This is a genomic window from Lysinibacillus sp. UGB7 (assembly GCF_049058285.1).
GTDB classification, from domain to species: Bacteria; Bacillota; Bacilli; order Bacillales_A; family Planococcaceae; genus Lysinibacillus; species Lysinibacillus sphaericus_B.
Genome location: NZ_JBMGUV010000037.1, coordinates 16,652 through 32,260, shown reverse-complemented (window position 1 = coordinate 32,260; position 15,609 = coordinate 16,652). Strand labels below are relative to the sequence as shown.

The window sequence follows — 15,609 nt, the reverse complement described above, 5'->3', positions numbered from 1 at the left end:
ACTACGACACACAAAATATATAATGTTACATAACCTCACATATGTTTCAAAAAAACAATTGCGTTGAATACCTCTCCGTTTTAACATGTAAATTAAATTAACGCAAGGAGCTGGTTTTGATGAAAAAAATAGAGGCAATTATCCGTCCCGAAGTTTTCGGCACTGTTAGGGACGGTCTTGCAAAAGAAGGAATTGCAGGTCTAAGTATTTCAGAAATTGCTGGCTGTGGACGCCAATTAGGCCGGACGGGATTATTTCGTGGGAACACTTATGAAATTGAATTTTTACCAAAACTAAAGTTGGAAATGATTGTCGATGATGTAAAGGTCGATGCCATTGTGGAAGTTCTATTACGTGATGCAGCGACTGGCAAAGTTGGAGACGGTAAAATCTTTATTTATCCAGTAGAACAGGCAATTCGTATCCGCACTAAAGAAGTCGGATCAATTGCAGTAGATTAAGGGGGCGATGTAAATGGATGAAGTGATGTTATCTGTAAATTTAGTATGGGTTATGCTCGGAACAATTTTAGTATTTTTTATGCATGCAGGATTTGCCATGGTTGAGGCAGGATTTACGCGATCGAAAAACGCAGTCAATATTATTATGAAAAACTTTCTTACCATCTCACTTGGCGGTATCGTTTATTTCTTATGTGGATACGCGATTATGTTTGGCGATACAGCCGGCGGTATCATCGGAACAAATGGCTTTGCTTTAAATGGCGTAGATGATCTTTCGTTCTTTATCTTCCAAGCAATGTTCGCAGCAACTGGTGCAACCATCCTATCTGGTGCTGTAGCAGAACGCACGAATATTTTTGCATATATAGGAGTTATCGTTTTAATGACGTTATTGGTTTATCCTGTGGTAGGTCACTGGGTTTGGAGCGGTCAAGGCTGGTTAACGGATCTAGGTTTCGTAGATTTCGCCGGTTCAACTGTTGTTCATTTAACAGGTGCAGTAGCAGCATTTGTGGCGGCAGCAATCATTGGCCCTCGTCTAGGAAAATATGAAAACGGGCGCGTCAACGTTATAACAGGTCATAGTATTCCACTAGGCGCATTAGGTGTGTTCTTACTATGGTTTGGATGGTTCGGCTTTAATGGGGCATCTACTTTAACGGCCGACCCCGAACTTGTACCTAGTGTGATTAGTAACACATTTTTCGCTGCTGCTGCTGGTGTTGTCGCTACTGCCTTCTATACTAAATTTCGCTACGGTCACATTGATGGCTCCTTAACACTAAACGGTGCGTTAGCAGGTCTTGTAGGTATTACGGCTGGTGCAGCGAACGTCAGCATTATCGGTTCACTGATAATTGGTATGGTTGCAGCGCCATTATTAGTGGAAGGTGTCCGCTTCATTGAGTGGAAGCTAAAAATTGATGATCCTGTAGGAGCGATAGCCGTTCATGGTGTTTGTGGCATTTGGGGTACTCTCGCTGTTGGATTATTCGATGTTGGTGGTCAAGGTTTATTCTACGGTGGAGGGTTTGCTTTACTTGGTATTCAAGCAATTGGTGTCATCGCAACAATCGCTTGGGTTGGCGTATCTGTATCAGCTGGTTTATTCATTATTAAAGCATTTATCCCATTACGTGTAACAGCGGAGGAAGAGGTTGCTGGTCTAGATGTTATGGAACACGGTACGGCCGCTTATGAATACCAAGATATCTTTAAAAGTTCCGCTGTACAAGGGGAAACATTTGCTCAACGACTAACACATTTCGGAAAATCTCCAACAAATGTACAAGAGGAACATGTATAAAGAAAACTTTCTGGCAAAAAGGAGCTGTCTCACAGAACATTTGAGACGACTCCTTCTTTTACGCTCTCTCTAATTGAAGTAAAAATTCTTTCATTGCTAAACCACTACGAAAACCTGTTAGTTTACCATTTTTCCCGATGACACGATGACACGGAATGATAGCCAATATTGGGTTGGCGCCGATTGCACTCCCAACCGCCCTTACCGCTTTTGGGTTGCCAATTCCTTGTGCGATCGCTGAGTACGATGTTGTTGTACCATAAGGAAGCGCTTTTAATGCATCCCAGACAGCGAGCTGAAAAGCTGTTCCCTTCACATGAACCGGTAGATCAAATTCAGTAAGTTGCCCGTTCAAATAAGCTGTTAATTGTTTAACGTATAGCTCTAATTTTTCTTTATTCGCTTCAAAGCTATAGCCTTTAAATGGCTTTTTTGCCCACACTTCTACTTCATCAAATGGCGCATTGGGCGTTCCAATATAAACAAGACCTTCTTCTGATGCAACAATGTACATAGTTCCCTGGGCATAAGTTATCGTATCCACATATAAAATATCCATTTTTCCTGTTCTCCTTACATAACGTATTACTAGTACTCTACTATGAAAATGGAAAATAGCTGTAGCATCCATTCCTTTCTATGCTACATTAATATTACCTACTAGTATAAAGGAGTTTCTACTATATGAAAATGTTATACGAGCCTGCAATTCACTTTCAACAGATCAGCTTTTCAATGAATAACAAGGCTATTTTAAAAACCATTACTGGGTCCATACCAAAGGGCAAAATTACGACACTTGTTGGTCCATCTGGTGCAGGTAAAACAACGTTACTGAAAATGTGCAATGGGCTACTAACACCAACAGACGGGCAAATTTTGATTGATGATCAGCCAATTTCTACCTATGAGCCCACTACTTTACGAAGACAGGTAGGTATTGCTCTTCAAGCCGCGCCAATGATTGCCGGTTCGGTTTTTGATAATTTAGCCCTTCCCCGTTCACTACAAGGAAAAACACTTACTCAACAAGAAGCAATCCAGTATCTACAGGACGTCGGACTAGATGAAAGCTTTTTACAACGTTCAACAACTGAATTATCCGGTGGACAACGCCAAAAGGTATCAATCGCGCGTACCCTCATCAACCAATCGTCTATCCTATTATTAGATGAAATTACCTCTGCTCTCGATCGTCAATCAGTACAGGACATCGAGGCACTCATTGTGACATTAAACAAAAAATACAATGTCACGATGATTTGGATTACACACAATTTACATCAGGCACTAACGATTGGTCATTATACATGGGTTATGATGGATGGAGAGCTTATTGAAACTGGCCAAAGCTCACTACTGAATGCACCAACTAATCCTCGTGTTGCAGAATTTGTACAGGGGGTAAACGCATGACATATACCGCACTCTCCCTTACATTGATTTTTGTGTTAATTCCATTGTTATTATCAAAAGCGTTAAAGCTTGGCCTTGAAAAGGATACAATTATTGCGACTATACGCTCCATTATTCAGTTATTGGCAGTTGGCTACATTTTAAAACTTGTCTTTGATACAGGAAGCATTATTTTTATTTTGTTGATGGTTGCATTGATGATTATTGTCGCAACCCTAAATACTCGTAAAAAAGGGGAAGGAATAAGAGGGATTACATGGAAGATTGCCATTACCCTTGTTGTAGTCGAAATTGTGACACAAGGCGTATTAATTGGTTTTGGCATTATACCTGCAACAGCACAATATATCATTCCTATTAGCGGAATGTTAATTGGAAATTCTATGGTATTATCAATACTATTTTTAAATCGTTTCACAGCAGAAATTACAGGTCATCAAAATGAGATTGAGCTCATTTTATCACTTGGAGGTACCCCAAAACAGGCGATCCATCGGCAATTAATCAGTGCTATTAAGGCCAGTATGATTCCAACAATTGAAAGTCAAAAAACAATTGGACTTGTACAATTACCAGGCATGATGAGCGGACAAATCATCGGTGGTGCAGACCCTATCCAAGCCGTACAATTTCAACTATTGATCATTTTCGCACTTCTAACAACTGCAACATTATCCAGCATAATGATAGGCTTTTTAAGCTATCCTGTATTATTTAATGAACGTATGCAAATAATAGAAAACAAATAATTGTAACATCGAATCCATTACATTTTTTCCAAATATGTTATACTAAAAAGAAAAATGCTGTGAGGAGAATGACCATGTTATTACGCGATTTTTTCATTCAATTATCTGAGAACCAACTATTAAATAGTACTGCTAAAAAATACGGCTTAAAATTAGGAGCCCAAAATGTAGTAGCTGGTACAAATATAGAAGAAACGATTGCAAGCATCAAAGAACTAAATGCCCATAATATCTCTTGTACAGTTGATAATTTAGGGGAATTTGTTGCTAGTGAAGAAGAAGCATCTGCAGCCAAAGAACAAATCCTTGCTGTTATTGAAGCGATTCATGAAAACGGTGTCAACGCCCATATTTCACTTAAACCTTCTCAGTTGGGCTTAGATATTGACGTTGATTTTTGCTATGACAATTTATATGAAATCGTTGAAAAAGCCGCTGCCTATAATATTTTTGTTAACTTTGATATGGAAGATTACGGTCGTCTCCAAACGTCCTTTGATATGGTAGAAGAACTTTCTAAAACGTTTAATAACGTCGGTACAGTTATTCAATCATACTTTTATCGTGCAAAAGACGATATAGAGAAATTCAAAAACTATCGTTTACGCATTGTAAAAGGAGCATATAAAGAACCTGTGGAAGTTGCTTTCCAGGATAAATTAGATATCGATTTAAACTTTATCGAGCTGATTGAATATCATTTACTTCATGGTAAATTCACATCAATTGCAACACATGACCATAACGTCATCGCACATGTAAAACGCTTTGTTGCTGACAATAATATACCGCTTGATAAATTCGAATTCCAAATGCTTTACGGCTTCCGCACGGACATGCAAAAAGAGCTGGCAAAAGAAGGCTATAACTTCTGCGTATACGTACCATTTGGCGAAGATTGGTACGGTTACTTTATGCGTCGTTTAGCGGAGCGCCCACAAAACATTAACCTTGTAACGAAGCAAGTATTTACGAAAAAAACGAATACAGTCCTTGCTGTTGCAGCAGGTGCATTCGTTCTTGGACGCTTAACAAAGCGCAATAAGTAATGATTGAACCTTATCGCCTCTTCATGGCGATAAGGTCTTTTTTATCATACAATTATACATTTCATCATAATGTACCACGTGCATTTTATGGACGATTTTTTCATTTTTTCAATAAACACCTTACAAAATAGAAAATGCGGCGAGAATTTGCTTCCCGCCACATTGTTAAGGATTTGTTGACCATAGACCAGCATGTTTTAATACCACACGTGGATGTAACTTCAATTGTGCCACCATTAAGTCGGCAAGGTCTTCCGCCTGCATAACTTTTTCAGGATTGCCGTCAGTTAGTTGTAACTCGACAGCCATATCTGTCGCCACTGTACTTGGTGTTAACGTCACAACGCGGATATTATGCTTACGAACCTCTAACATTAATGATTCACTCATACCGATAACAGCTGCTTTCGATGCACTATATGCACTTGTAATCGGTGCACCTTTTTGCCCTGCAGTAGATGAAATATTAATAATATCGCCTGACTCACGTTCGATCATTTCAGGTAATACTGCACGTGTCGTGTAATACACACCTTTTACATTTACATCTACGATATTTGTCCAGTCTTCCGGTGAAAGTTCTAAAAACTTGCCGAATTTTGAAATACCTGCGTTATTTACTAAAATATCAATAGGACCTAATTCCGTCCGAATACTTTCAACCGCTTTTTCTATCGACTCTAAATCGGCTACATTAGCTGCCGCAATGGCTACTTTCACATCATATGCCTTTAATTCTTCGGCAACATGTTGCAAATTTTCCACTGTACGACCTACAAGACCGACGTTTATGCCCTCTTGCGCAAAGGCGATTGCTGTCGCACGTCCAATGCCACGACCCGCACCAGTAATTAACGCATTTTTTCCAGATATAGTTTGCATAGCTCTTACTCCCTTTTGAATAGTTTATAGATCAAATCTCCATTTTTTAGCATACCTATTCGTCAGTCAAAAGTACATTCAGAAGTCTTATTTATTCCAGCCTTTTTCCTTAAAGCGCGCAATAGCTTCAATCCGATTCCCAACATGTAACTTTTCTAAGATAGTTGAAATATAGTTACGTACAGTGCCCGCCGATAAAAACAATTCTGCGGCAATTTCCTTTGTTGTCTTCCCTTCAGCAACCAATGTCAGTACCTGACTTTCACGCTCAGTTAAAGGATTTTCACTATCATCTTCATAAACAAAATCAACAAGCTCTGGGGCATAAATACGTTTGCCGTCCATAATTGTACGAATAGCACTTACCAATTCCTCTATCGGACTATCCTTTAGTAAATAACCACGAACACCCGCTTTTCTTGCCCGTTCAAAATAGCCCGGTCTTGCAAACGTTGTTAAAATAATGACTTTACAATCCGAACCATGCAATTCTTCAGCAGCATCAAGTCCAGTTTTCACTGGCATTTCGATATCCATAATACAAATATCTGGTTGATACTGCTCTACAAGTGCCAATGCTTCCTCACCATTTTTTGCTAACCCAACGACCTCCATATCATCCTCCATACTGAGTAACGAACGAAGTGCCCCTAACAGCATACCTTGATCTTCAGCAATTACAATTCGAATCATGTCACAATCCTCTTTTCCTCTATATGTTCTGCAGGTTGTCTTTGACCTTTTGATGTGTGATGGTCACCGGAATAGACACAGTTAATGTTGTACCCTCACCATTCTCTATTTTAAAGGTGCCATTAATAAATTCTAAACGCTCTCGCATCCCCTTTAACCCATTACCATTCTTCAATACCTGCTTCTTCGAAATACCCTGTCCATTATCACGAACAACTAGATATACTTCCTTAAAATTTTGATGGAAGGCAATTTCACATTTACTCGCACCACTATGCTTAACGACATTCGTTACCGCCTCTTTTAAACACATGGATAAAACATTTTCCACAAGCGGTGGAACCTGTAGCGAATCCTTATCTCCATCAAAAACAAACTCCATTTCGGCCGCTTTTAGGATTTGAGAAATACGCATAATCTCATCCTCAAATTTCGCTGTACGCATATCTGAAACTAATTCACGAACCTCTTTAAGCGCAATACTGGCAGTTTGACGAATATCTCTAATCTCTACTAACGCCTGTTGCGGATCTCGCTCAATAAGTCTTGTGGCTAGGTCACTTTTCAATCCAATCATTGATAATTTTTGACCCAATGTATCGTGTAGATCACGCGCAATGCGTTGACGTTCCTCAAAAATAATCAATTCCGCAATTCTTTCATTGGCCGTTTCCAATTGCCCTTCTAAATTCTCACGCTTATTTTTCGAATAAATGGTAAGAGGTAAAAGCACTACCGCTAAAATCGTTAGCACTACAAACGGAAGTTGAGATAAAAATAAGTGTAATTCCACGAAGAATCCAACCCCAGTAGAAATAACAGTAAAGCCTATATGCAGCCCGTACATAATATAAAAGCCTACAGGTCTACGAATATTTCCAATGAAAAACGCAGTAAATATGGACAAATACACATAGCCATACAATATTGTCAAAATGATATTAATGACCATTTCGAAGCTAATCCACATATAAACAAGCCCATTTTTCGAATTTACGGAAAAACGATAAAAAATAAAATACAGCATTAAAAAGGTAATTCCTATCGATATTTCAATATAAGAAGATTTTTTAAAAATAAAGAAAAACGGTAGAAAACAAAAAATAATCCATAAATAAATACTCAGTATGGGACTATTCGGAATTATACTATGCCACTTTTTCATCATAACCTCACGATCTTTCCTACTTTTTCCCTTTATTATAACAAGAAAAGCGCATATGCGCCCATCTCTCGTTGCTGTCGCTTCGCTTTCGCACGGTCAAACCTTTCGTTGCTGTCGCTTCACCTCATCGTTTCCATACAAAAAATCACCTTATGTAAAACAGCCATCCCCAGAAGAGATGGCTGATCAATTTCCACTAAGCAGCTATACTGCCTTTCGCTTTTCGTTTAATAATTTCATTAACATCTTTAAATGATACAAATTTCCCTTGCTCTTCGTCATATAATTTATAACGTAACGATTCAAAACTTGTACGTAATGTAATTGTTGTTGCTGTTTGTAACGGTGGTGTTTCATTATGCGCTTTTTCAAGATTATAGTTAGGTACACGAGGTGCTAAATGGTGGACATGGTGGAAACCGATGTTACCCGTTGCCCATTGCAATACCTTTGGTAATTTATAGTATGAACTGCCTTCAACAGCTGCTTTTACATAATCCCACTCTGTGTCATGTTCAAAGTAAGAATCCTCATACGTATGCTGGATGTAAAATAGCCAAATGCCAAGTGAGCCTGCAACGAATAATGTTACACCCTGCACTAACAAGAATGCTTGCCACCCTAAGAAGTAAATTAATGCTGCACATATACCTACAATAATAACATTCGTAATATGTGTATTGGCACGTTCCTTTGATTTTGCATCCTTACGATTAAAACGATTTAACACTAACACCATATATAACGGACCTAAGCCGAACATTACAAGTGGATTACGATAAAAACGATACCATAAACGTTGCCCTTTAGAAGCTTCTATATACTCTTCCACTGTCATCATATCAATATCACCGATTCCACGCTTATCTAAGTTCGAACTTGTTGCGTGGTGAATTGTATGCTCACGCTTCCATTTTTCATACGGAAATGAAGTGATTACCCCAGTAAATAAACCAACCCAGTCATTTGCTTTTTTACTTTTGAAAAATGAACCGTGTGTACAGTCATGGAAAATAATAAATGCTCGTACGACAAACCCAGCTGAAATTACACTTAAACCTGCAGTTAACCATGGTGAAACATTAACTAACATATATCCAGCAACCCATAGAACAATTAACGGTACAATTGTATTCACCATTTGAAAAATACTTTTTCCAGTATCCGATTTTGCAAATGGTGCTACATCTTGGCGCAGCTTTTTTGTTTTTTCTTTATCTGTAGCCATTTCGTTTTCCCTCGTTTCCTTTTGCTTATGACCTCATCATAAAACAAGAGTATAATGAGCAACAGACGCAAACATCATAAAAAGGATATGACAAATGTCATATCCTTTCTGACTGTAGACCAACTCCAAAAAAATATGAGTGTCTACAGGCTTTTTTCTTTTTAGAATAAATAGTAAGAAAACGTTGGTTTCCGTTCCAGGCGCTCCCTTTCCGCAGGCACGGCACCAACTAATTTTTGCGGCGGATCGCCGCAAAAATGGATTTTCCGCACGTGCTGTTCCTGCAGGAGTGTCGCGCCTTCCACTCCAATCAACTTGTATCGCCTATTGATAATTCTGCTCTAACCTGCTAAACATACTTGAAGTGATGATAAACATGATGACGAAAAATCAAATCAATGAGCGTGAATAACTAGAAATGTTAGCGATTGATTTTTTGTTTATCTATCCTTTAGTAGAAACCTATATTTACCATAGGGCGTCCACGTATCCGTTCAATGCGTCAAACTATTAAAGTAATTGAAACGAGTATGGCCCTATCATTGGTTTTTAAGATTTGGCTTTCATACAGGAGTACTTCATTTCTCTACTTTCACTAAAAATGATGAACGTCGCTTCCGAAATACAGATGTGAATGTCATAGCCTTTTTATATTTTCGGTCCGCTTAAATGTAGTTGATAAAATACTAAATCCAGCCATTCTTCAAATTTATAGCCTGCATTTTTTATCGTTCCCGCATATTCAAAACCTAACTTTTCATGCGCTTTCATACTTCCTAAGTTTTCAGCATCAATACCCGCCACAAGTGTTTTGACCCCTTGCTCCTCTGCAATACGTATTAATTCACGCATCAGTTTAGTCGCAATACCTTTCTGATAATGTTCCTTATGTACATACACTGAATGCTCCATCGTATGCTTGTAACCAGGGTATGGGCGAAACTGACTATAAGTAGCAAAACCTGCCACTTCTCCGTTTTCCTCAAAGACTAGCAATGGATTACCAGATTGTTGTTGCTCGTCAAACCACTGTTTCTTTTCATTTAATGTTTGCGTCTCATAACGGTAGACAGCTGTGCTCGTTAAAATGATGTCATTGTAGATGTCTAAAACTTCGGGTAAATCTTTTACTTCCATTATTCGAATCATTTATATCCACATCCTTACTTTAAGAAAATACATCCTCTGTAAACAGCAGGTATTTTACATGTTATACATAATCCGTTATCACTTGGCGTAATTGATGTCAGGGGATTTTGAATAGTACAAAGTCAATATCCATGACATCCGCCGAGGTGACCTTTAATGCCTACTACACAGAGTCAAACCAACTGACATAAAATTACACATTGAAATATCGTGCATCTGGATGGGCAAAGACCATTGCTGACACAGAAGCTTCCGGTTCCATCATAAAGCCCTCTGTTAGCTGAACACCAATATCCTCTGGCTTCAATAAGCCGAATAATTTTTCTTGGTCTTCTAAGTTTGGACACGCTGGGTAGCCAAATGAGAAACGCTGTCCTTGATATTTCGCCGCAAAACGGTCGCGCATCGTGAAGTCTGTAGCATCCGGGAAGCCCCATTGATCACGGATTTCTTGATGCATGCGCTCAGCAAAACCTTCAGCTAATTCAAGAGCCGTTGATTGCAGCGCATGACTTTCTAGAAATTTCCCTTGTTCTTTTAACTGTCGTGCTGTTGCCATTACGCCTTGTCCAGCTGTTACAACCATAAGTGCAATGTAATCCATTTCGCCACTTTCTACTGTTTTTAAGAAATCCGCTAGGCACATAAAAGGCTCAATCTGTTGACGAGGGAATGTAAAACGCTCAATTTCTGTTTTACTATCTGCTGGATCATAAACCACTACATCATCACCATGTGCTTGCGCTGGGAAAAACTGATACATGCCGGATGGTTTTAGTAAATCGCTTTGTAGATAGCCATCCACTAAATCTTTTAGTTCTGTAGCACGTGAGTCCCCGGCGTCTAGTAATTGTTGCACTTGCCCTTTTAAGCCTAAATGATGCCCAAGTAATGTGCGCATATTTACGTAAGGATATAAATGAGACACTGAATACTCTTTTTTCACATGGCGACGAACATCTGCCGGTAAGTAAACCTGTGCATCCTTGACTGTACGCGCTGGCTTAACCGTTACTTCTTTCACAGGGCGAGCCGCACGTTTTTCATCGGCTTCTAATCGTTTTTGACGTGAGTCTGCAATTTCAGTTAAGAAGTTCTCTCGAGTCTCCGTACCCATTAATAGATTTGCTTGCTCTAAACCTTGCATCGCATCTTTAGAATAAATAACAGGACCATCATACTCGTTAGCAATTTTCGTTTCTGTAAAGCGACGAGACAACGCTGCGCCACCTACTAAAATCGGGACATCAATACCTGCTTCCTTAAAGTCCTGTGCGGTAATAACCATTTGTTGCGCAGATTTTACAAGTAGGCCAGAAAGTCCGATGAAATCAGGTTTCTCCTTGCGAACGGCTTCTATTAACTGCGCTGGTGTAACTTTGATGCCAAGATCCACTACCTTAAAGCCATTGTTACTTAAAATGATATCAACTAAGTTTTTACCGATATCATGCACATCGCCTTTTACAGTAGCAAGCACCATTTTACCTTTGCCTGCGCTTTCTTCATCTTTTTCCATGAATTGCTCAAGATGCGCTACTGCTGCCTTCATAACACCTGCCGATTGTAGAACTTCCGCCACGATGAGCTGATTATCGTTAAATAAGCGACCTACCTCAGCCATCCCTGCCATTAATGGACCATTAATAATATCAAGTGGTGCATCATAGATTACACGAGCAGCGTCTAAATCTTCAATTAAACCTTCTTTTGTACCCTCTAAAATATAGTAAGCTAAGCGACCTTCCACTGTTTTTGGAATATCCGCTTCCGTTTTTTCTTTCTTCTTATCACGATAAAAATCGGTGAATACTGCAAGTGTTTCATCATTCGTATTGAATAATAAATCATTGGCAAGCTTAATTTCCTCTTCAGGAATTGATGCATAACGCTCTAACTTCTCCGTATTGACAATCGCGTAATCTAAGCCAGCAAGTGTACAGTGATATAGATAGACGGCATTCAAAACCTCACGACCTACTGGTGGTAAACCGAATGAAATATTACTAACGCCGAGCACTGTCAATGCTCTTGGCATTTTTTCTTTGATAAGTCGAATTCCCTCAATTGTTTCAAGTGCTGAGCCAATATATTGCTCATCTCCTGTACCAACGGGGAACATTAACGGATCAAAAATAATGTCTTCTGGTGCTAGGCCCCATTTTTCCGTTAATAATTGATACGAACGTTCGGCAATTTCTAACTTGCGCTGACGATCTACCGCCATACCTTGTTCGTCAATTGTACCGACAACTAGTGAGCCACCATATTTTTTCACAAGAGGCATAACCGCATCAAAACGTTCCTCGCCATCCTCAAGGTTAATGGAGTTAATGATGGCCTTACCTTGAGAGAATTTCAATGCTTCCTCAATCACGTTTTCATCTGTAGAGTCAATTACGAGTGGCACTTTAACCTTTTTTACTACCTCTTGCATGAAACCACGCATATCTGCTAATTCATCACGGTCTGGATTAGCTAAACAAATATCAATAACATGCGCTCCATTTTTCACTTGCGCACGTGCAATTTCTGCCGCTTCCTCAAACTTGCCATCTATAATTAAGTTTTTAAACTTACGGGAACCAATAACATTTGTACGCTCCCCAATAAATAATGGTCGCATTGAATCGTCATAGACTAGTGGATCAATCCCAGATACAACATGTCCATGTGTCGCTTCAGGTAATTGACGAGGTTTTTCATCTTTTATCGCCTCGCGGATTGCTGCAATATGCGCTGGTGTCGTTCCACAGCAACCGCCCACAATATTTAGCCAACCTTTTTCAGCAAAGCCTTTTAATTTTTGTGACAGTGATTCTGGTGATTCATGATAACAACCTTCTTCATCCGGTAACCCTGCATTCGGATAACAGCTAATATAGCCTGTAGAAAGCTCTGCCAGTGAACGAATATGGTCTGTCATGAACTCCGGACCTGTTGCACAGTTCAAGCCAACTGATAACGGCTTAATATGCTCAATTGAAATATAAAATGCATCAATTGTTTGTCCTGCAAGTGTTGTACCCATTGGTTCAATCGTACCTGAAATCATCACTGGAATTTCTTTTCCCGTAGTTTCAAAGGCGCGTGATACTCCCAGTGTCCCCGCCTTGACGTTCAACATATCCTGACTTGTTTCTAGTAAAAGAACATCTGCACCTGCTTCTATTAATGCCTTCGCCTGCACATAGAAGTTTTCCTCAAGCTCATCAAATGCAATACCACCGGTTACGGATAATGTTTTGGTTGTCGGTCCCATCGCTCCGGCCACAAAACGAGGCCATGCTTGTGTCGAAAACTGATTCACAACTTTACGAGCAATTTCCACAGCACGCTTATTAATTTCTTCGGCCTTTGCGCCAAGATTATATTCATTTAATACGAGTGGTGTGCCCCCAAACGTATTTGTACAAATAATATCTGCACCTGCTTCTAAATATTTTCGGTGAACCTTATCAAGTATATCCGGTCTTGTTAGCACAAGATTTTCGTTACAACCATCAAGCTCCTCACCGCCAAAATCTTCTGCAGATAAGTTTTCATTTTGTAGCATTGTACCCATTGCGCCATCAAGAATTAATATTCTTTTCTCTAGTCGCTCTTCAATTAAGTGCTTAGCCATCTATACGTACCCCTTTTTTCTGTTCATCCAATTGCTCAATATATTTCATCAACTCTAGTGTCATGTCATAGCGTAAGAACGGTGTGATTAAGTAAATACCATTGAAATATTCCGAAGCTACTTCTACTAATTCTTTTGCAATCGCAATTCCTTCCAGTGTGGCACGTTCCTTATCTTCCCCACAAACCTTCATTCGCGCTAATGCATCATCCGATAATTTAATGCCCGGTACTTCATGATGTAAAAACTCTGCACTCTTATAGCTCGTAACGGGCATAATTCCAATATAAATCGGTGTGTCTAAATGCTTTGTTGCCTCGTAAATTTCTATGATTTTTTCCTTCGTATACACAGGCTGTGATATGAAGTAATCCGCACCATGTTCAATCTTCTTCTCTAATCGTGCCACGGCACGGTCCAATACCCGTACATTCGGATTAAATGCAGCCGCTACCGAGAAGTTTGCCTTTTTACGAAGAGGCTTTCCTGAGAATGATACCCCTTCATTTAGCTGCTTAATGAGTTGAATTAGTTCCATTGATGATACATCATAAACGCTTGTCGCACCTGGGAAGTCCCCCACCTTTGTGGGATCCCCAGTAACTGCTAAAATATCATGAATCCCTAGTGCATTTAAGCCCATCAAATGTGATTGTAAACCAATTAAGTTACGGTCACGGCACGTAATATGTGTCAGTGGTCGTATACCCTGTGTTCCTTTAAGCAAAGCGCCCATCGCAACATTGCTAATACGCGGGGATGCTAAAGAATTATCTGCCATCATCACCACATCTGCACCTGCGTCATATAACTTTTTGGCTCCATACATAAAACCGTCAATTTCTAAATGCCTTGGTGTATCTAGTTCCACAATGATAGAACGCTCACGTTTGACCTTTTCATGTAACGGTTCGTACGTTGCTGGCTCTGCCTCGCGAACGATCTCAATCTTTTCTGGCTTTGCATACTTTTGTTTTACAGGTGCAAGCTCTTCTAAATATTTTTTAACAGCCTCAATATGCTTTGGTGTCGTCCCACAACATCCCCCGATTAAACGTACACCTTGATCTCGTAGAGCAACTGCCGCACGACCAAAATAATCTGCTTCCGATTCATACACGACACGCCCATCCTCCAAATCTAACAGGGAAGCATTCGGATAGGCTGACATAAATGCCTTGTCAGGAAGTTCTACCCCTTCAAACGCTTGAATTGTATGATGGGGGCCTAATCGACAGTTAACACCAACTACATCCGCACCAAGTGTCTCTAACTCGTGTAAGGCATGATTTAATGTCATTCCATTTTGCAATACCCCTGGCTCATGCATAGATACCTGTGCAATAATCGGTAAATTTGTTTTAGTCCGTAACATAGATAATGTTGCTGTTAACTCTTCAAAATCATAATATGTTTCTAGTAAAAGGCCATCTGGATTGCCTGCAAGTAACACGGTTGCCTGTTCTTCAACAGTCACTAGAATTTCTTCTAATGTTGCATCACTTTTGCGAATACCACGGATTCCTCCGATTGTGCCAAGTACAAATTGTCCGCCATCCGCTGCTGCACGCTTCGCAATCGTAATGGCCGCTTCATTGAACTGCTGCACACGAGTTTCTAACCCGTAGCGAGCTAATTTAATCGCATTGGCACCATATGTATTGGTTTGGATAATATCAGCGCCAGCTGCAATATATTCACGATGTATCTTTTCTATTAATTCGGGTCGTTGTACATTCATTTCCTCGTGACAGTACTCTAAACCATAACCATATAATACTGTTCCTATTGCACCATCTGCTGTTAAGACATGTGTTTTTAGCTTTTCAAGTAATCCCATAAAACGTAACCTCGCTTCCCTTGTTGTCAAAATATAAAAAGCC

Annotated in this window: 13 protein-coding genes and 1 pseudogene; 6 read left to right on the top strand and 8 right to left on the bottom strand. The window is 39.7% G+C overall.

Annotated features, from left to right (window positions below; all coding sequences use genetic code 11):
* Positions 1-119 precede the first annotated feature (119 nt).
* Positions 120-461, top strand: a complete 342-nt coding sequence (locus tag ACOMCU_RS23550) for a P-II family nitrogen regulator (RefSeq protein WP_010857116.1) — start codon at positions 120-122, stop codon at positions 459-461.
* A 13-nt stretch (positions 462-474) separates the two neighbouring features.
* Positions 475-1,770, top strand: coding sequence for an ammonium transporter (locus ACOMCU_RS23545; RefSeq protein WP_421051591.1), 1,296 nt, complete (start codon positions 475-477; stop codon positions 1,768-1,770).
* A 58-nt stretch (positions 1,771-1,828) separates the two neighbouring features.
* Here the strand turns inward: ACOMCU_RS23545 and ACOMCU_RS23540 are convergent, their stop codons facing one another.
* On the bottom strand, positions 1,829-2,329 hold the full coding sequence (locus tag ACOMCU_RS23540) for a methylated-DNA--[protein]-cysteine S-methyltransferase (RefSeq protein ID WP_421051590.1): 501 nt from the start codon (positions 2,327-2,329) through the stop codon (positions 1,829-1,831).
* 125 nt (positions 2,330-2,454) lie between these two features.
* Here ACOMCU_RS23540 and ACOMCU_RS23535 point away from each other — a divergent pair, with 125 nt between their 5' ends.
* The 3 genes from ACOMCU_RS23535 (at position 2,455) to ACOMCU_RS23525 (ending at position 4,984) form a co-directional block, all read left to right on the top strand.
* Positions 2,455-3,186, top strand: coding sequence for a phosphate ABC transporter ATP-binding protein (locus ACOMCU_RS23535; protein ID WP_010857113.1), 732 nt, complete (start codon positions 2,455-2,457; stop codon positions 3,184-3,186).
* Complete coding sequence (locus ACOMCU_RS23530) at positions 3,183-3,935, top strand: ABC transporter permease (protein WP_421051589.1); 753 nt, start codon at positions 3,183-3,185, stop codon at positions 3,933-3,935. Before ACOMCU_RS23535 ends, ACOMCU_RS23530 begins: the two co-directional genes overlap by 4 nt.
* A gap of 74 nt (positions 3,936-4,009) precedes the next feature.
* Complete coding sequence (locus tag ACOMCU_RS23525) at positions 4,010-4,984, top strand: proline dehydrogenase family protein (RefSeq protein ID WP_010857111.1); 975 nt, start codon at positions 4,010-4,012, stop codon at positions 4,982-4,984.
* A 165-nt stretch (positions 4,985-5,149) separates the two neighbouring features.
* Here the strand turns inward: ACOMCU_RS23525 and ACOMCU_RS23520 are convergent, their stop codons facing one another.
* The 4 genes from ACOMCU_RS23520 to ACOMCU_RS23505 all read right to left on the bottom strand — a co-directional run bounded on the left by ACOMCU_RS23520 (position 5,150) and on the right by ACOMCU_RS23505 (position 8,952).
* Entirely contained in the window at positions 5,150-5,866 is a 717-nt protein-coding gene (locus tag ACOMCU_RS23520) for a 3-ketoacyl-ACP reductase (RefSeq protein ID WP_010857110.1), read from the bottom strand.
* Positions 5,867-5,953: 87 nt separating this feature from the next.
* Positions 5,954-6,559 (bottom strand): response regulator transcription factor, encoded by a 606-nt coding sequence (locus tag ACOMCU_RS23515; RefSeq protein WP_010857109.1) that lies wholly within the window; start codon positions 6,557-6,559, stop codon positions 5,954-5,956.
* 19 nt (positions 6,560-6,578) lie between these two features.
* Complete coding sequence (locus tag ACOMCU_RS23510; protein ID WP_421051598.1) at positions 6,579-7,724, bottom strand: sensor histidine kinase; 1,146 nt, start codon at positions 7,722-7,724, stop codon at positions 6,579-6,581.
* Between the two features lie 196 nt (positions 7,725-7,920).
* Positions 7,921-8,952 (bottom strand): fatty acid desaturase, encoded by a 1,032-nt coding sequence (locus ACOMCU_RS23505; RefSeq protein WP_010857107.1) that lies wholly within the window; start codon positions 8,950-8,952, stop codon positions 7,921-7,923.
* Between the two features lie 418 nt (positions 8,953-9,370).
* On the opposite strand from ACOMCU_RS23505, the pseudogene ACOMCU_RS23500 reads away from it, so the two are divergent.
* Positions 9,371-9,585, top strand: a pseudogene (locus ACOMCU_RS23500) (transposase); the annotation flags it as partial.
* 15 nt (positions 9,586-9,600) lie between these two features.
* Here ACOMCU_RS23500 and ACOMCU_RS23495 read toward each other — a convergent pair.
* The 3 genes from ACOMCU_RS23495 to ACOMCU_RS23485 all read right to left on the bottom strand — a co-directional run bounded on the left by ACOMCU_RS23495 (position 9,601) and on the right by ACOMCU_RS23485 (position 15,566).
* Positions 9,601-10,101, bottom strand: coding sequence for a GNAT family N-acetyltransferase (locus tag ACOMCU_RS23495; protein WP_010857106.1), 501 nt, complete (start codon positions 10,099-10,101; stop codon positions 9,601-9,603).
* 193 nt (positions 10,102-10,294) lie between these two features.
* Entirely contained in the window at positions 10,295-13,726 is a 3,432-nt protein-coding gene (gene metH / locus ACOMCU_RS23490; protein WP_421051587.1) for a methionine synthase, read from the bottom strand.
* Positions 13,719-15,566, bottom strand: coding sequence for a bifunctional homocysteine S-methyltransferase/methylenetetrahydrofolate reductase (locus ACOMCU_RS23485; RefSeq protein WP_010857104.1), 1,848 nt, complete (start codon positions 15,564-15,566; stop codon positions 13,719-13,721). Before ACOMCU_RS23485 ends, metH begins: the two co-directional genes overlap by 8 nt.
* Positions 15,567-15,609: the final 43 nt, after the last annotated feature.